This window comes from Chitinophaga sancti, assembly GCF_034087045.1.
GTDB lineage: Bacteria > Bacteroidota > Bacteroidia > Chitinophagales > Chitinophagaceae > Chitinophaga > Chitinophaga sancti_B.
In genome coordinates this window covers 7,283,917-7,301,792 of sequence record NZ_CP139247.1, presented here as the reverse complement: position 1 = coordinate 7,301,792, position 17,876 = coordinate 7,283,917, and the positions used below count along the sequence as shown (strand labels likewise).

Genomic DNA, 17,876 nt, shown 5'->3' with positions numbered 1-17,876 from the left:
ATTAACATTTAGGGCTCCCGACGAAGATATAAAAAAAATAAGGGAGTGTACCGTTATACTGGTACACTCCCTTTCATAATATGTCCTTTTTAAAATTAGAATCCGATATTGATCCCTGCAAAGAAATTCGTTCCGGCCATTGGGTAATATCCGTTGGAAGAGTATAACTGTCCGCCTTCCCTGTACATATAAGTATAACCATTAGGACTATACATAGCATTCCAGATATTATTCAGCATGAATTGTAATCCCAGTTCTTTAAAGAGCTTTTGTGGTACGATATAATTAATGCGCAGATCATTGGTATAATAGCCATCCAGGCTACGTTCTTTATCGCCAGTATTATCCAGGTACTGACGGCTTACATACTTACCTATCAGGGCTATTTCAAGGTTCTTTACTGGCTTTGCAGTCAATGTATAACCACCTACAAAGGCAGGAGAGAAGGCAATATTACTGCTGCCGGACACGAGGGTATCCTGACCACCAGTATCGTAGTTATCGATATAGCTCACAAAGTTTTTCACTTTATTCTGACTGAGTGCCGCATTCAAACCAATGCTGAAATATCTGCCCAGTCGCTGTGTACCCTGTAATTCAATACCGGTGCGGTAGCTTTTAGGAATGTTCGTGCGGGTATAAGCACCTACTTCATTCAGTTTGCCGGTTTGTACCAGTTGATTTTTGTAGTTCATGTAGTACACGTTCGCCTGCAATACCAGGTGGTGTGTACGCAGGGTGTAGCCTGCTTCTACATCACGCAGACTTTCAGCCTTTGGTGTTTGTAGTTTCGCTGCTTCAAAGTCATCGCGGTTAGGTTCTTTATTTCCAATAGCGAAGGAAGCATATACATCCTGTTGCTCATTGAGTGAATAGGTGATACCTGCTTTGGGATTGAAGAAGTTGTATTTGTTATGCTGGATGAGTGTAGGATTATCTTCAAAACCATCAATGTTATATTTCACATCGCGGTATTGCAGATCAGCAAATACACGGAGGGCTTTGGTCACTTTGTATTCACCTTTCCAGTAGATGTTTGCATCCCGCTTCATTGCATCCAGGTTATAGTATTTATAATCCTTGTCGATGGCATATTGTGCCCAGATAATTTGTCCGTTATGATTGCCTTCGTAACGGTTCCATCCACCACCTACACTCCAGCTGAATTTAGTATCCTGGTAGTTGACAGAGAAGATGCTACCATAGAAATCATTGTCCAGCCATAGCTGACGGATGAGGTCTGTGCTGGTCACTTCTGCATCATTGATAACAGGATTGGCAAGGCCATAATCACTGTATGCCTGCGCTTCTTTGTACTGCTCGTAATACCCTTTGCCTTTGGTATAGTGAGCAGCAACGGTGAAGTTCAGTTTATCGCTGAGGGCCTGATTGAGGAACAACTGGTAGTTGTCCATCTGGTAATTGTCCGTTTCGTTATTATAATAAGAGCCATCCGATTTTTGTCCGGCAGAGTTATAGGTACGGTGGGTAGCCAGGGAATCCTGTGGTACGCCGTTCCATGCCTGGTAAGTCTTTTCAGTGCCTGAAGAAATGTTGAGGCGGATGGCGGTGTTCTTAGATATATATGCGGCAGAAGTATAAAAAGCTTTGAGATTGGAGCTGGCACGGTCAATGTATCCATCGGAGGTGACTCTTGACAGGCGCGCATCTACGGTAAAGTGGCCGTTAATGAGGCCGGTACCTGCTTTGACAGTGTTCTTCCATGAATTGAAAGAGCCGAAGCTGTTGTAGATTTCGCCATAAGCTTTCTCTCTGTAATCGTTGGTGCTGATATTGAGAGAGGCGCCGAAAGCTCCGGCACCGTTGGTAGAAGTACCTACACCCCGTTGCAGCTGAATACTGCTCACGCTGGAAGCGAGGTCTGGAATATCTACAAAATAGGTGCCCTGTGATTCCGCATCATTGACAGGGATACCGTTGTTCGTAACATTGATACGGGTGATGTCCGTACCTCTTACACGCATACTGGTGTAACCAATGCCAGTACCAGCATCGGAGTTGGTCACCACACCCGGCATTTGATTGAGCAGGATGGGCAGATCCTGTCCCAGGTTTTGCTTCTTAATCTCTTCGGCAGTGATAGTAGATTGAGTAAATGGCGCATGCTGGCCTACGCGCAGGCTGGTAATTTCAACAGGTTGTACGAAGAGGCCGGTTTCTTCCATTTGCAGATCGGCATTGGTACGGGTACCGTTTGTATGCACAGAGGTAGTGAGGGGCTGAAAGCCCAGGTAAGTTGCTTTGATAGTAAAGGTGCCCTGTGAAGGGAGTAAAATGCGGTAAACCCCATTGGCATTGGAATGGGCGCCGGTATTGTCGGCAGAAATAATGCTGACGGACACGCCTTCAAGGGGGCGGCCGGTTTTTTTGTCAGTGACTATACCGGTAAGCACGGTTTGTGCATGTACCGAGACTGCGCTGAAAACCAGCCATAACAGTAAGAATTGTCTCATGGACTCAACAGTTTAAAAAGCTACGGTATGAGGGTAGCATTAAGTTTTCTGCTACGCATGTGCGTGCAGCTTGCCATATGTGGGTAAGGAAGAATTGATTCACTTACCTTTCCTAATCAGCATTACCTGATCAGGTTCAACGGGTCTGATCTCAGCCTGATAGTAAGGCACCCCGAGGTGAAGCCGGCTGGTGGTTTGAAAAAATGTACGCTGGTACATACCGGATTCCGGAACAAAGGTATAGAGAAAAATTTTTTAAATGGAAGAAAATTGTTAAATTAGAATTGCATATATATTATCCCCCCTGGAAAGTTTTCACACGTTTTATTTTTTTAATGTTAACCATCAATTTGTAATTGCATGATCAGACTTTCGGTCATTGGCCATCTGGGGCATGATGCTTTGAAAAAAGTCATCAACGGGAAATCTGTGCTGTCATTCAGTGTAGCACAAAATGAACAGTTTAAAAACTTAATGGGAGTAGTGCAGGAGCGTACTACATGGATTAATTGTTCTGTCTGGGAGCGGGATAATCTGGGTCCGTATTTAAAAAAGGGTACGCTGGTGTATGTAGAAGGCCGGCCTGTGTTCAAAGGGTATGCGGGTAAGCAGGGCGAGGTGCTGGCAGGTGTGAACATGAGAGTATCGGAGCTGGCGTTGCTGCCGGGAGCGAGGGGAGTATTGGGAACCGGAAGTGCAGGGGTAGAGGAGGAGCGAAGTGAGGATGAATTAGAAAAGGAGCATGAAGAAGAGGATGATGAAGGTGTAAGAAATGATTTGCCATTTTAATGAATTTCCTTTTTAAAAGGGATAGTTTTCGTCTATAGGTCTGTTCTTTATCCCTGGAGTGATGTCGGCAGTTCATTGATATTGTCAATTTCCTGAATCTTAAAAACTCACTTTTGCCGTTGGCAGGAGTGAGTTTTTTGGTTCATGTAAATGAAGAAAAACAAATATTCAATTATTTTTTGCTCAAAAGTACTGCCTTGAAAGCCTTGATAGTAGTATATTTTATTGTTTGAGTTTATGACCGGGATTAAATGTTAGCAGGATTTCTTTTAAAAAATATTTGGCAGGGATGAATCTTTGTCTATCTTTGCACTCTCATTGCGAGGTAGAGCAGAGGTAGCTCGTCGGGCTCATAACCCGAAGGTCAGAGGTTCGAATCCCCTCCTCGCTACAAACGAAGTCCCGGCTAGGTCGGGATTTTTTTATTTCAGGAAGTTTAGGAAAAAAATTACATGCATAAAGCAGGGTTTGTAAATATCTTCGGAAAAGCGAATGCAGGGAAAAGCACCCTCATGAACGCACTCATTGGCGAAAAGCTCGCTATTGTATCCCCGAAGGTTCAAACTACCAGACATCGCATAACTGGTATTGTGACTACTGATGAATACCAGATTGTATTCTCCGATACCCCGGGTATTATAGACCCGCGTTACCGGTTACACGAAAAGATGATGGGTGCAGTGAAGTCTGCTCTTGAAGATGCAGACGTCGCTTTGCTGATGATGGATGTGAAAGACAATGTAGCTGAAAACCTTGAACTCTTCGATTCGCTGAAACTGAAAGCAAAATGTCTGCTTGTGATCAACAAGATGGACGTGATGGAAAAGGAAAAGCTGGAAGAGATCGTAAAGCAATGTGAAGAATGGGGTAAAGCAACCGTTATCACCATCTCTGCCTTGCAGAAAAAAGGTGTGGATGCACTGCTGAAACAGATCGTCAGCATGCTACCGGAAAGTGATCCTTTCTATCCTGAAGATACATTAACAGATAAATCTACCCGCTTCTTCGTAGCTGAGATAATCAGGGAAAAGATCTTCCATCTGTATGAAGAAGAGATCCCTTATCACACAGCAGTAGTGGTGACGCAGTACCAGGAAAAAACAACACTGACGAAAATCTCTGCGGAGATTATTGTGACGAGAGATACACAGAAAGGAATTATCCTGGGCGATAAAGGAACGGGTATTCGCAGACTGGGTACCATGGCGCGTGAAGACATTGAAAAGTTCATTGGCCAGAAAGTGTTCCTTGAGTTGTTTGTGAAAGTGAGAGGTAAGTGGAGAGATAATGATCTTTATCTGAAAGAATACGGTTATTAAGTGTCTGAATAGAGACGGCTCTCTAACAGAACATATAGGTTTTAAGTTTAGTAATTTTTAAAATATTATGGCTGGATTTACAGTAGCAATTGTCGGTCGTCCTAATGTGGGTAAGTCTACCCTGTTCAACCGTTTGCTGGAACAGCGCAAAGCCATTGTGGATGACGTCTCTGGCGTAACGAGAGATAGACAGTATGGAGTGGCAGACTGGAATGGCAGGTCTTTTAATGTAATTGATACCGGTGGTTTTGTACACGGTAGTGATGATGTATTTGAACGTGAGATCCGCAAGCAGGTAGTGATTGCCATGGAAGAAGCAAACGTGCTCCTCTTCATGTGTGATGCTGCTACAGGCATTACAGATCTTGATGATAATATGGCGGAACTATTGCGCCGCTCTTCCAAACCTGTTATCCTGGTGGTGAACAAAGTAGATAACAACAATCGTATGTTGGAAGCTACTGAGTTTTACAGTCTGGGCTTCGAAAAGGTATTCTTTATGTCTTCTATGAGCGGTAGTGGTAGCGGTGAGCTACTCGATGCAGTAGTAGAACTGATGCCTGAAGAAGAGGTGAGAGATGAAGATGCAGAAGCGAAGGAAATACCAAAGATTGCCATCATCGGTCAGCCGAATGTAGGTAAGTCTTCCCTGCTGAATGCATTGATTGGTGAAGAACGTAATATCGTTTCTGATATTCCGGGTACAACCAGGGATACGATTCACACGCATTACAAAATGTTCCAGAAAGATTTTGTATTGATCGATACAGCGGGTTTACGCCGTAAGTCGAAGGTACATGAAGACCTGGAATTCTATTCAGTGATCCGTGCTATCAAAGCAATGGACGAAGCGGATGTATGTCTGTTACTGCTGGATGCGGTAAATGGTATCACTGCCCAGGATCTGAACATCTTTAGCCTGGCTGCCCGTAAGGGGAAAGCGATTGTGATCCTGGTGAATAAGTGGGATCTGATCGATGATAAAAAGACCAATACTGCCCGTGATTACGAAAAGCAGCTGAAAGAAAGACTGGCGCCATTCAACGATGTGCCTATCATCTTTACTTCAGTAGCAGAAAAGCAACGTATATTCAAAGCAATCGAAGAGGCACTGCGCGTGTACGAAAACCGTCAGCGTAAAGTACAGACTTCCAAGCTGAACGATGTGATGCTGAAGGCAATTGAGGCATTCCATCCACCGGTAGTAAGGGGTATACCTATTAAAATTAAATATGTGACCCAGTTACCTACGTATACGCCTGCATTTGCATTTTTCTGCAACCTGCCGGAAGATGTGAAACAGCCGTATCGTAACTACCTTGAAAATCAATTGCGTACGAACTTTGATTTCCAGGGGGTACCTATTAAATTGTTCTTCCGTAAGAAATAACAATCGTTTTTTTAATAAAATCAGGGTGAAAGTGTTTTATAATTAAAAATAACTATATACCTTTGCCCATCTTAAAATTATCAAAGCATGAAAAAATTATTCTTTTTAGCAGCAGCTGCTGGTATGTTCTTCGTAGCTTGTAACGGTGGTTCTACTCCTGCTACAGATTCTACTGCTACAGCTCCAGCTGTTGATTCAGTTGCTACAGCTCCAGCTGCAGATTCAGTTGCTGCTCCAGTTGCAGATTCAGTTGCTGCTCCAGCTGCTGATTCAGTTGCTAAGTAAGACTAACGTTTTACAAGAAATTTGCCTTCCTGCATGCAGGAAGGCTTTTTTTATTTAGGAAGCTCTTAAATAAAAAAAACGCTGGTGTTGTTGAGACACCAGCGTTTTTTATGATTGATCGTTTTTTCTATGATTAATCGTTTTTCTCTTTATTCAGCACTTCTATAGCTTTCTTCATCATGCCATCATTCTGATTCAGCGATTCCCAATATCCTTCATAACTCCATATCTGTCTCGCAAATATTGCTTTCAACCTGTTTTGTATTTCAACTTCATCATGCGGTTTCAATCCACTCACACCTTTTATACTCTCACGTTCTGCATAGCTCTTGAATGCACTCATAATGCTGGCCGGTACCTGGTACTGGTTCACAAACTGTGATGCATCTTTATATTGTTTGAACTCATCTTTGTGAGCAATGTAATATTGATATACAAAATTACTGAAGGCGCTACGGGAATACATACTTGAAATCACCGGTGAGAAACGGCTGGTATCAAATGGTATGAAGATATCCGGTGTAATACCACCACTGCCATATACCACTCTTCCATTCGCTGTCTTGTATTTAACGGTATCCAGTACTTTGATGCTATCCTGGTTTACAAATTCACCGTGATTGAAACGGTTCAGGATATCTTCTTCATATGCTTCGCGACCATTGGCATAGGACTTCTGGATACTTCTGCCTGAAGGGGTGTAGTAGCGTGCTACAGTAAGACGCAGTGCACCACCATTGCTCAGATCGAACTGTTCCTGCACCAGCCCTTTACCAAATGTACGACGGCCGATGATGGTACCACGATCCCAATCCTGTACAGCACCTGCCAGTATTTCGCTGGCACTTGCAGAACCTTCGTCCGTGAGGATAGCGAGCGCACCATGTTCAAACAAACCAGGTTTCTCACATTTATAATCTGTACGGGGATAGCTCTTCCCTTTTGTATAAAGGATCAGTTTATTATCATCCAGCAGTTCGTCTGCAATACGGGTAGCTGCATCGAGGTAGCCACCTGGATTCTGACGCAGGTCGATCACCAGCTTCGTCATCTTTTGCTTTTGCAGGTTGCGCAGTGCAGCCATGAATTCATCGAAAGTATTGCCACTGAACTTACTTATTTTAATATACCCGATCTCAGGAGTGGCCATATAACTGGCATCTACGCTATACAGCGGAATGATGCCCCTGGTGATCTGGATAGGACGCAGCTCATGGTTACGCATCATGGTCACCATTACTTTGGAACCTTTCGGACCCCGCAGCAACTGACGGATCTTGTCGCTGGTAATATTATTACCTGCTACCAGGCTGTCATTTACTTTGATGATCTTATCGCCGGTCTGTACACCAGCCGACTCTGAAGGACCACCTGCGATGACGGAGATAACATTTACAGTGTCTCCGGTAATGTTGAATTCCACACCGATGCCCTGGAAGTTGCCATCCAGATCTTCATTTACCTCTTCCAGACTGGAAGGGGGGATGTAGATAGAGTGGGGGTCGAGGTGAGTGAGGAGGCCTTCGATGGCTTCCTGTTGCAGATCGCCCAGTTTCAGGGTATCAACATATTTCACTTTGAGAAGGTCCATGACTTCCTGTAAAGGTCCCTTGTCTACCCGGCTAAAGAGGAGCGTTTGCGCCCCGGTGTTAGACCCCGGCATTTTATGGCCCAGATACATTCCCAATGCCAGTACTACGGCTAAAAGTAATGGTAAAAAAACATTCAATTTCCTGTTCGACATAACTTCGATATTAAGATTGCGGCAATGTCCGCTGCGCTGTGGCCATTTTTAGGTAATTTTTACAGCAGTAGTATATATAATCCTGTTTTGTTTAACTTGTGGGGCAAAAATAGTATAATAACATATAATCATCACCTAAACCTCAAACCTTAACGGGCGTGTCATGAAAATAAAGCTAATCGCAGATAGTGGGTCCACCAAGGCGGATTGGTGTTTAACAGGGGGCAATGAGACAGGACATTTTGCTACACAGGGCATCAGCCCTTATTTTTTAAGCGCCCAGCAGATCAGGGAAATCCTTGAAAGGGAGCTGTTACCACAGTTACCGGCAGATGTAGAGATTGCAGAAATTTTTTATTATGGAACCGGCTGTTTACAGCCAAAGAGTGTACAGATCGTACAAACAGCCCTTCAATCTGTATGGCCACATGCTGCTGTCGATGTAAAACATGACCTGATGGGGGCTGCAAGGGCATTGTGTGGCAGAGAACCCGGTATAGCCAGTATTTTGGGTACAGGTTCCAACTCTGGTTTTTATGATGGCACAACCATAGTGAAGAATAATCCAGGACTGGGTTATGTATTGGGTGATGAAGGCAGTGGTGCCGTACTGGGCAAAAAGTTGTTGCAGATGTACCTCTACAACTCATTTGACGAGGAACTGAAGAGTCGCTTTGACTACATGTATAATACGACGAACGATGAAATCCTGGAAAATGTATACCGTAAACCATTGCCTAATCGTTACCTGGCTGGGTTTGCGCGTTTCCTGGGAGAGAACAGAGGTCACTATATCATAGAGAACATCCTCGAGGATGGGCTAAACGAGTTTTTTTTCAATCACATCTATAAATACAGCGAGAGCTGGACACATCCGCTGCACTTCACTGGTAGCATAGCCTGGAACTTCAGGGATATTCTGCAGGAGTTGTGCGAGCTGTATGAGCTGCAGCTGGGAAGGATATTACGGAGCCCTATGGAAGGGTTGCTGGAGTATCATCAAATTTAAAATTTATCATTCGAAAATGTCTTTTCAGAGAACCACTGAACAACCTTCACACTATAGACATCTGGAGAAGATGAGTGTGCAGGAGATCCTAAGTAATATAAACCAAGAGGATAAAACTGTACCCCAGGCTGTTGAAAAAGCGCTTCCTCAGATAGAGAAACTGGTGACGGTGATTGCCGATAAGATGCTGGCTGGTGGCCGGTTATTTTATATGGGCGCCGGTACCAGCGGCAGATTAGGTATTGTAGATGCGAGTGAGTGCCCACCAACATTTGGAGTACCATTTGGGTTGGTGATCGGGTTGATTGCTGGGGGAGATGCAGCCATACGCAAGGCAGTGGAGTTTGCAGAAGATGATATACAGCAGGGATGGAAAGATCTTTCAGCACATAATATTTCCGACAAAGATGTGGTGGTAGGAATTGCAGCGAGCGGCACCACACCTTATGTAATAGGTGCATTGAATCAATGCCGGGAGGCGGGAATTGTAACAGGGAGTATTTGTTGTAATGCAGGTGCACCCTTATCTGCAGCTGCCGATTACCCGATCGAGGTGGTGGTAGGACCTGAGTTTGTGACAGGGAGTACCCGTATGAAGAGCGGAACGGCGCAGAAACTGGTGTTGAATATGATTTCGACAGCGGTGATGATACAGCTGGGACGCGTGGAAGATAATAAGATGGTAAATATGCAGCTGACGAATGATAAACTGGTGGATAGAGGGGTGAAAATGTTGATGGGACAGTTGAACCTCAGTGATTATGAGCAGGCGAAGGCATTATTGTTGAAAGCCGGAAGTGTGAAAAAAGCCATGGAGGACTACCGTTCATAATTGCAGTTTTTTTCAGAAATTTGTGAAAACAATAATTTCAGGAAAATAGCCCATGCACGAGATAGAACCATTTTACAACTGGCGACATTTATATAGTGCCGAGGAGGATGAAAGCTCTCCTTTCTATGGAAGAGAGTACAGTGAATTCACCTTTTCGAACACAGTATATAATTATTATGTTCACCCACAGTGGGATGAATTCGGTTCCAGGAACCTGTATATGAAAGTCCTATATGCTGATTATCAGTTCAATTTCGTCATAATAGAGCTGTTGGGAGAGTGGAATGACGCCATTGAAAACGATATAATGACCTTGAAAAGGGATATTATAGATGTGATGATAGCCACAGGAATCAGGAAATTTCTGTTAATTACTGAGAATGTAATGAACTTTCACTCCTCTGATGATTGTTATTATGAAGAGTGGTGGGACGATATAAAAGACGATGGTGGTTGGATAGTGGCGATGAATATGCCGGTACAGACCCGGCAGGAGTTTGAGAAAGCACACCTGGACAACTATGTACATCTGCTGGATGTTGAGAAATGGCGGCCTTATCAGCCCCAGCATATTTTTAACGAGATCGATAACCTGATGATGCGCAGGTTGGAATAGCAATCGTATCAGGGTAATTCAAAAATTCCACGTGACCTTGTGTCGGGTGAGAAAATTCTTTTCCCTACCTCATTGGATATTAGCACCAATGAGGTTTTGATCCACGCGAAATATGAGAAATATCATTTGGTTTTTATTTTTCCCGCTTTAACTTTGCGCGATATATTCGAATAATTATCATATCATCTTTTAAGGAAGCTAATTTTACTTATGAAGTGGTCACAGTTTTTTAATACCTCTATCGGTAAAAAATTATTAGTGGGTGCTACCGGCCTGTTCCTTTGTATTTTTGTTATTGTGCATCTTGTAGGTAATCTTCAGCTGCTGCTCAATGACAACGGGGAAGGCTTCAACACCTACGCGGATTTCATGGCCCACAACGAACTGATCCAGCTTGTGGCATGGGGTTTAAAAGTCGCGATTATTATCCACTTCTGGGTTGCATTACAACTTACTTTCAGTAACAGAAAAGCCCGTCCGGTTAAGTATGCAGTAAACCCAGGTAATCAGACTTCTTCCTGGTTCAGCCGTCAGATGGCGATCATGGGAAGCATTCTGCTGGTATTCCTGCTCATTCACCTGAAAGATTTCTGGTGGGCTATGCACTATGGTGATTTGCCTAAAGGAAATTTTGGAGGTAAAGAAGTAACTGACCTGTACAGCACCGTGTACACTGCGTTTACCACTCAGCTGTGGCTGGTAATCCTGTATGTAATCGGTATGGTTGGTTTGTCTTTCCACCTGATCCATGGTTTTAAGAGTGCTTTCCAGACCTTCGGTCTGAACCATGTAAAGTACAATGGCCTGATCAATTTCGTAGGTGTATGGGTATTTGGAGTACTGATTCCTATTGGTTTCGCACTTATTCCTGTGATTATCTATTTTAAACATTAAGTAAAGTAAGGAGATATGTTGAACTCAAAAATTCCTGCCGGACCATTAGAAAAAAAATGGGAAGAATATAAGGGGCATTGTAAGCTGGTAAACCCGGCTAACAAGCGCAACATGGAAGTGATCATTGTGGGTACCGGTCTTGCAGGGGCATCAGCTGCTGCATCATTGGGCGAGTTAGGATATAAAGTAAAAGCTTTCTGTTTTCAGGATAGCGCCCGCCGTGCACATAGTATTGCTGCACAGGGTGGTATCAATGCTGCAAAAAATTACCAGAACGACGGTGACTCTGTTTACCGTTTGTTTTACGATACAGTAAAAGGTGGCGACTACCGTGCCCGCGAAGCGAATGTGCATCGTCTGGCAGAAGTGAGTGGCAATATTATAGACCAGTGCGTGGCACAGGGTGTACCCTTTGCACGTGAGTATGGTGGTATGCTGAGCAACCGTTCATTCGGTGGTACTCAGGTACAGCGTACTTTCTACGCAGCAGGTCAAACCGGCCAGCAGCTGCTGTTAGGTGCTTATTCTGCACTGCAGCGCCAGGTGGCTTTGGGTAACGTAACCATGTATACCCGTCACGAAATGCTGGAGATCGTAACGATCGATGGCAAAGCACGTGGTATTATTGCACGTGATCTCGTAAGCGGTAAGCTGGAGCGTCACTTTGGTCATGCTGTATTACTGTGTACCGGTGGTTATGGCAACGTGTTCTACCTGTCTACCAACGCAATGGGTTCTAACGTAACTGCTGCATGGAAGGCCACTAAGAAAGGTGCTTACTTCGGTAACCCTTGTTACACACAGATTCACCCGACCTGTATCCCTGTTTCAGGTGATCATCAGTCCAAACTGACACTGATGTCTGAATCACTGCGTAACGATGGTCGTATCTGGGTGCCTAAAAAACAAAACGACAACCGTAAGCCAGCTGATATCCCTGAAGATGAAAGGGATTATTACCTGGAAAGAAGATATCCTGCATTTGGTAACCTGGTGCCTCGTGACGTGGCTAGCCGCGCTGCCAAAGAAAGATGTGACGCCGGTTATGGTGTAGGTAGCTCCAAACAGGCTGTATACCTCGATTACGCTTCTGCAATCGAGCGTTATGGTAAGATTGAAGCAAACAAAAGACAGATGCACGATGCATCTCCTGCGTTGATCACCAAACTGGGTAAAGAAGTCGTACAGGAGAAATATGGTAACCTGTTCGATATGTACGCAAAGATCACCGGTGAGAACCCTTACGAGGTGCCAATGCGTATCTACCCTGCTGTTCACTATACCATGGGTGGTCTGTGGGTTGACTATGAACTGATGACTTCTGTAACAGGTCTGTATGCACTGGGTGAAGCGAACTTCTCCGATCACGGTGCAAACCGCCTGGGTGCTTCTGCACTGATGCAGGGTCTGGCTGATGGTTACTTCGTAATACCTTATACACTGGGTAACTACCTGGCTGACGATATCAGAACTAAGGCGATCCCTACTACGCATCCTGCATTTGACGAAGCTGAGAAGCATGTGCAGGATACCCTCAATAAACTGATGGACATCAAGGGGACCAAATCCGTAGACTACTTCCACAAGAAACTGGGTAAGATCATGTGGGATAAATGCGGTATGGCGCGTAACGAAAAGGGGCTGACCGAAGCGATCGAAGAGATCATCGCGCTGCAGAAAGAATTCTGGAGTGACGTTCGTATCCCTGGCGAGCAAAATGAGTTCAACCCTGAGCTGGAAAAAGCTGGCCGTGTGGCTGACTTCCTGGAATTGGGTGAACTGATGTGCCGCGATGCGCTGAATCGTAGAGAATCCTGTGGTGGTCACTTCCGTGAAGAATCTCAGGAAGACGGTGGTGAAGCAAAACGTGACGACGAAAACTTCTCCTACGTTTCTGCATGGGAATACAAAGGTCCTAACCAATACGAACTCCACAAAGAGGAGCTGGTATTTGAGGTTTGTAAACCTACTCAGCGTAACTATAAATAAGGTCTTGTCTGGCTACGGCCAGATTATTTACAACAATAATAGTCCAATCAGATATGGAACATTATAACATGAATCTCACACTTAAAGTGTGGAGACAGAAAAATTCAGAGGCGAAGGGTAATTTCGAAAATTATCAGGTAAGTGAGATTTCTTCTGAAATGTCATTCCTTGAAATGTTTGATGTGCTGAATGAGCGTCTCATTAACGAAGGAAAAGATCCGGTAGCTTTCGACCACGATTGTCGTGAAGGTATCTGTGGTATGTGTTCCATGCATATCAATGGCCGTGCACATGGTCCATGGCAGGGTACTACCACATGTCAGCTGCACATGCGCGCATTCAAGGATGGTGATACCATCACTGTAGAGCCATGGAGAGCTGGTGCTTTCCCTGTAGTAAAAGATCTGACAGTACACCGTGCAGCTTTTGACCGTATCATAGAAGCGGGTGGTTTCGTGTCTGTAAATACAGGTAATGCACAGGATGCGAATAACATTCCTGTACCTAAGGATGATGCAGATGCTGCATTTGCTGCTGCTGCATGTATCGGTTGTGGTGCTTGTGTAGCTGCCTGTAAAAACTCTTCTGCTATGCTGTTCGTATCTGCAAAGGTGTCTCAGCTGGCATTACTGCCACAGGGTCAACCTGAGAAGAAGAGCCGTGTACTGAATATGCTTGCACAGATGGATAAGGAAGGTTTCGGTAGCTGTACAAATACAGGTGCATGTGAGGCTGAATGTCCAAAAGAGATCTCACTGACAAACATCGCCCGTCTGAACAGGGAGTTTATCGGTGCTGGTTTTACTTACGAAAAGTAATATTGTCGTAATTAATATCGTCGTAATTGAAATGTGAAAGGATGTACCGAAATGGTACATCCTTTTTTTGTAGCAACAACCATAACCTGCTTTCGGGGGTTGAACTTTTGCAGAAGACAAAGGTTCAACCCCCGATTTTCTTTTATTTTTTGCAGCCATAATTCGTAATTTCCTGTAGTTCCCAAAAAAATTCCGTTATGACTCATCAATCCAGAAGAACATTCTTACGCTATCTTGGTGGCACCACTGCACTCCTAAGCGTACGCCCACTTTCCTCCTTAGCCAACATCTCCCCAAACGATAAGATACGGATAGGCTGTGTCGGTATGGGGATCATGGGTTTTGCTGATGTGCGGGATTCACTTACGCTCCCCGGCATAGAGCTGGCTGGCGTGGCTGACCTCTACACCGGCCATCTTACCAAGGTAAAAGAGCTATATGGTAAAGATATCTTTACCACCCGTGATTACAGAGAACTGCTGGAAAGAAAAGACATCGATGCAATCATTGTTGCGACCCCTGACTTCTGGCATGACACTATCTCTATTGCCGCTATGGAAAAAGGCAAGGCGGTATATTGCGAAAAGCCCATGGTACAGCAGATCTCCGAAGGCCATGCCGTCATTGCCACACAGGCAAAAACAAAAGCCATCTTCCAGGTGGGTAGTCAGCGTGTAAGTAGCATAGGCCTCGCAGAAGCAAGAAACCGCTACCTGGCAGGCGATATCGGCGAACTGGTGATGGTCGAGGCACATATGGATCGTCATGATGCGCTGGGTGCCTGGCAGTATTCTATTCCACCCGATGCTTCGCCCGCTACTGTAGATTTTGATACCTGGCTGAAAGACACTGCCAGAATCCCCTTCGACCCTGTTCGCTTTTTCCGCTGGCGCAATTACAAGGCTTATGGCACAGGTATTCCCGGAGACCTGTTTGTACACCTTATTTCAGGGCTACATTTCATGACAGGGGTAGCCGGCCCTCATCGTGTGTATGCCACCGGCAACCTGAAACAATGGAATGATGGCCGCGATGTACCTGATGTAGTGATGGCCCTTTTTGATTACCCCGGTTTCCAGGTGAGCCTCAGGGTGAACTTTGCCGATGGTGGGGGAGGTGGTGAAGCCACAAAACTAATAGGCACAGAAGGGGTACTGGAACTGGGCTGGGATAGCTTTAAGATCAAAAAGCATAAACTGGCTGCTGCACCGGGTTATGGTGGCTGGGATACTTATAATACATGGCCTAAAGCCACACAGGAGGCTTATGTAAAAGAATACAATGAGAAATATACCCCTGCACAAAGACAGCAACCTGTTCAGGAAGGGGAAAGTGTTTTTAATGCACCTCCCGGTTATGATTCCCACATTGATCACCTGGCTAATTTTTATGAATCTGTTCGTACTGGCAAAAAAGTAGTAGAAGATGCTACCTTTGGATTAAGGGCTGCAGGGCCTGCGTTGCTGACAAATGAAAGCTATTTTCAGCAACGACCTATAAAGTGGGACCCCGTGAAGATGGTAGAGGTGGGTTAATTTTGTACTTTAGTAGTCTCAATTATTACCACCTATGAGGATAGCCGCTGCTTTTTACGTGATCTCAGCTATGGCCCTGTTTGCCTGTAAGGAAAAAAAGAAAGTTATGTCAGCAGAATCAACGACAACGATAGCCGCTCCGGTAGCGGAAAAGAAAGATACAGCGCTTACTATAAACGGAGATACCCGTATAGATAGCTATTACTGGATGAATGATCGTAATGATCCTAAAGTCCTCGCTTATCTGAATGCAGAGAATACTTACCTGGATACCATGATGGCTTCTGCAACACAGCTGCGTAAGAAGCTGTACGAAGAAATGCGTGGCAGGATCATGGAAACGGATGTCAGTGTACCTTACCTGAAAGAAGGGTATTATTACTACACCCGGTATGTAGAAGGGAAAGAATACCCTATCTACTGCCGTAAAAAAGGTAGCTTGGAAGCAAAGGAAGAAATCACCCTCAACGTCAATGAAATGGCAGCAGGGCATGATTACTACCAGGTAGGTGGTATGGCGGTAAGTCCTGACGGACAATGGTTAGCTTTTGGTGTAGATACGGTGAGCCGCCGTCAGTATACTATTCGTATCAAAAACCTGCAAACAGGTGAAATACTTCCTGATGCAATTCTGAATACCACCGGCGGTGCTGCATGGGCCAGCGATAACAAAACCTTTTTCTATACAGGAAAAGACCCTGTTACTTTGCGTGCAGACAGGATCGGCAGACATGTGGTAGGTACTGAAGCAGCAAAGGATAAAGAGGTGTTCCATGAGAAAGATGAGACCTTTAATACCATTGCTTACAGAAGTAAATCAGGACAGTACATCTTCATCGCAAGTGAAAGTACATTGTCTTCTGAATACAGGATACTGGATGCATCCAAACCATTGGGCGATGCGAAAGTATTCTATCCGCGTCAGCATAATCTGCTGTATGATGTAGATCACCAGGACCAGCATTTTTATATCAGAACCAACTACGAGGCGAAGAACTTCAGACTAATGGAGTGCCCGCTGGACAAAACGGGTATCAGGGATTGGAAAGAGGTGATCCCTCATCGTGCAGATGTTTTGCTGGAAGGTCAGGAGTTGTTCAAAGAGCATATGGTACTGAGTGAACGTAAAAATGGTCTCACACAATTGCGTGTGATCAATACACATACTCACCAGGAACATTACCTGCACTTTGATGAACCTGCTTATGTAGCCAGTGTGTCCATCAATCCTGAGTTTGATACAAAGACATTGCGCTATGTATATACTTCAATGACGACGCCTTCCTCCACCTATGATTATGACATGGATGCGAAGACAAATGAGCTGAAGAAAAGACAGGAAGTATTGGGTGGTTATGACCCAAAAAATTATGTAACAGAGCGTGTGTATGCAACAGCTAGAGATGGTGTGAAAGTGCCGATTTCTATCGTGTATAAAAAAGGATTTGAAAAGGATGGTAAGCGACCGCTGTTGCTGTATGGATACGGTTCTTATGGTCACAGTATAGATCCGGGTTTTAGTTCAAACAGGCTGAGTTTATTGGATAGAGGATTTGCCTATGCAATAGCGCATATTCGTGGAGGAGAAGAGATGGGCAGGCAGTGGTATGAAGATGGAAAGTTGTTTAAGAAGAAGAATACGTTCTATGACTTTATTGATTGTGCAGAATTCTTAGTGGCACAAAAGTATACGGATAGTGCGCATTTGTATGCGATGGGTGGTAGTGCTGGTGGTTTGCTGATAGGTGCTGTTGTGAACATGCGTCCTAAGTTATGGAATGGTGTGATAGCGGCGGTGCCATTTGTAGATGTGGTTACGACTATGCTGGATGAGAGTATTCCATTGACCACGGGTGAGTTTGATGAGTGGGGCAATCCGAAGAATAAAGCGTATTACGATTACATGAAGTCTTATTCTCCTTATGATAATGTAGTAGCGCAGGATTATCCAAATATGCTGGTATTGACAGGGTTGCATGATTCACAGGTGCAGTATTGGGAGCCGGCTAAGTGGGTGGCAAAACTGAGAGAGCTGAAGACAGATAAGCATTTGTTATTGTTCAAGACAGATATGGAAGCGGGGCATGGTGGTGCTTCCGGAAGGTTTAAGCCTTTGGAGGATGTGGCTTTGCAATATGCGTTCCTATTAGGTCTTGAAGGAAAATAATTGAATGGAGAAAGA

The 17,876-nt window shown here is 44.5% G+C and carries 14 protein-coding genes, 1 tRNA gene and 1 riboswitch; of the genes, 13 read left to right on the top strand and 2 right to left on the bottom strand.

The window, feature by feature from the left end; all coding sequences use genetic code 11:
- Nucleotides 1-95: 95 nt before the first annotated feature.
- On the bottom strand, nucleotides 96-2,474 hold the full coding sequence (locus SIO70_RS29175; protein WP_320576864.1) for a TonB-dependent receptor: 2,379 nt from the start codon (nucleotides 2,472-2,474) through the stop codon (nucleotides 96-98).
- A gap of 92 nt (nucleotides 2,475-2,566) precedes the next feature.
- Nucleotides 2,567-2,659: riboswitch (TPP riboswitch) on the bottom strand.
- A 175-nt stretch (nucleotides 2,660-2,834) separates the two neighbouring features.
- Between SIO70_RS29175 and SIO70_RS29170 the strand changes: the two genes are divergently transcribed.
- The 5 genes from SIO70_RS29170 (at nucleotide 2,835) to SIO70_RS29150 (ending at nucleotide 6,257) form a co-directional block, all read left to right on the top strand.
- Nucleotides 2,835-3,263 (top strand): single-stranded DNA-binding protein, encoded by a 429-nt coding sequence (locus SIO70_RS29170; protein WP_320576862.1) that lies wholly within the window; start codon nucleotides 2,835-2,837, stop codon nucleotides 3,261-3,263.
- A 319-nt stretch (nucleotides 3,264-3,582) separates the two neighbouring features.
- Nucleotides 3,583-3,654, top strand: a tRNA-Met gene (locus SIO70_RS29165).
- 61 nt (nucleotides 3,655-3,715) lie between these two features.
- Nucleotides 3,716-4,582, top strand: coding sequence for a GTPase Era (gene era / locus SIO70_RS29160; protein WP_320576860.1), 867 nt, complete (start codon nucleotides 3,716-3,718; stop codon nucleotides 4,580-4,582).
- 67 nt (nucleotides 4,583-4,649) lie between these two features.
- The gene (gene der, locus SIO70_RS29155) at nucleotides 4,650-5,972 is read left to right on the top strand and encodes a ribosome biogenesis GTPase Der (RefSeq protein WP_320576857.1); all 1,323 of its coding nucleotides are present in this window, start codon (nucleotides 4,650-4,652) and stop codon (nucleotides 5,970-5,972) included.
- 87 nt (nucleotides 5,973-6,059) lie between these two features.
- On the top strand, nucleotides 6,060-6,257 hold the full coding sequence (locus SIO70_RS29150; protein ID WP_320576855.1) for a hypothetical protein: 198 nt from the start codon (nucleotides 6,060-6,062) through the stop codon (nucleotides 6,255-6,257).
- 133 nt (nucleotides 6,258-6,390) lie between these two features.
- Here SIO70_RS29150 and SIO70_RS29145 read toward each other — a convergent pair whose 3' ends face one another.
- Complete coding sequence (locus SIO70_RS29145) at nucleotides 6,391-8,001, bottom strand: S41 family peptidase (RefSeq protein WP_320576854.1); 1,611 nt, start codon at nucleotides 7,999-8,001, stop codon at nucleotides 6,391-6,393.
- A gap of 163 nt (nucleotides 8,002-8,164) precedes the next feature.
- On the opposite strand from SIO70_RS29145, the gene SIO70_RS29140 reads away from it, so the two are divergent.
- The 8 genes from SIO70_RS29140 (at nucleotide 8,165) to SIO70_RS29105 (ending at nucleotide 17,861) form a co-directional block, all read left to right on the top strand.
- Entirely contained in the window at nucleotides 8,165-9,010 is an 846-nt protein-coding gene (locus SIO70_RS29140; RefSeq protein WP_320576852.1) for an N-acetylglucosamine kinase, read from the top strand.
- A gap of 16 nt (nucleotides 9,011-9,026) precedes the next feature.
- A complete protein-coding gene (gene murQ, locus SIO70_RS29135; protein WP_320576851.1) occupies nucleotides 9,027-9,842 on the top strand; it encodes an N-acetylmuramic acid 6-phosphate etherase in 816 nt (271 codons plus the stop codon).
- Nucleotides 9,843-9,894: 52 nt separating this feature from the next.
- Complete coding sequence (locus SIO70_RS29130; RefSeq protein WP_320576849.1) at nucleotides 9,895-10,458, top strand: hypothetical protein; 564 nt, start codon at nucleotides 9,895-9,897, stop codon at nucleotides 10,456-10,458.
- A 210-nt stretch (nucleotides 10,459-10,668) separates the two neighbouring features.
- Complete coding sequence (locus tag SIO70_RS29125; RefSeq protein ID WP_320576847.1) at nucleotides 10,669-11,352, top strand: succinate dehydrogenase cytochrome b subunit; 684 nt, start codon at nucleotides 10,669-10,671, stop codon at nucleotides 11,350-11,352.
- Nucleotides 11,353-11,367: 15 nt separating this feature from the next.
- Nucleotides 11,368-13,341, top strand: a complete 1,974-nt coding sequence (locus tag SIO70_RS29120; protein WP_320576845.1) for a fumarate reductase/succinate dehydrogenase flavoprotein subunit — start codon at nucleotides 11,368-11,370, stop codon at nucleotides 13,339-13,341.
- 53 nt (nucleotides 13,342-13,394) lie between these two features.
- Nucleotides 13,395-14,159 carry a succinate dehydrogenase/fumarate reductase iron-sulfur subunit gene (locus SIO70_RS29115; protein WP_083721519.1) on the top strand — a complete coding sequence of 255 codons (765 nt, stop codon included), beginning with the start codon at nucleotides 13,395-13,397 and terminating at the stop codon, nucleotides 14,157-14,159.
- A gap of 197 nt (nucleotides 14,160-14,356) precedes the next feature.
- Nucleotides 14,357-15,694: a Gfo/Idh/MocA family oxidoreductase gene (locus tag SIO70_RS29110; RefSeq protein WP_320576842.1), complete on the top strand. Its 1,338-nt coding sequence runs from the start codon at nucleotides 14,357-14,359 to the stop codon at nucleotides 15,692-15,694.
- Nucleotides 15,695-15,800: 106 nt separating this feature from the next.
- A complete protein-coding gene (locus SIO70_RS29105) occupies nucleotides 15,801-17,861 on the top strand; it encodes a S9 family peptidase (RefSeq protein ID WP_320576840.1) in 2,061 nt (686 codons plus the stop codon).
- Nucleotides 17,862-17,876 lie beyond the last annotated feature (15 nt).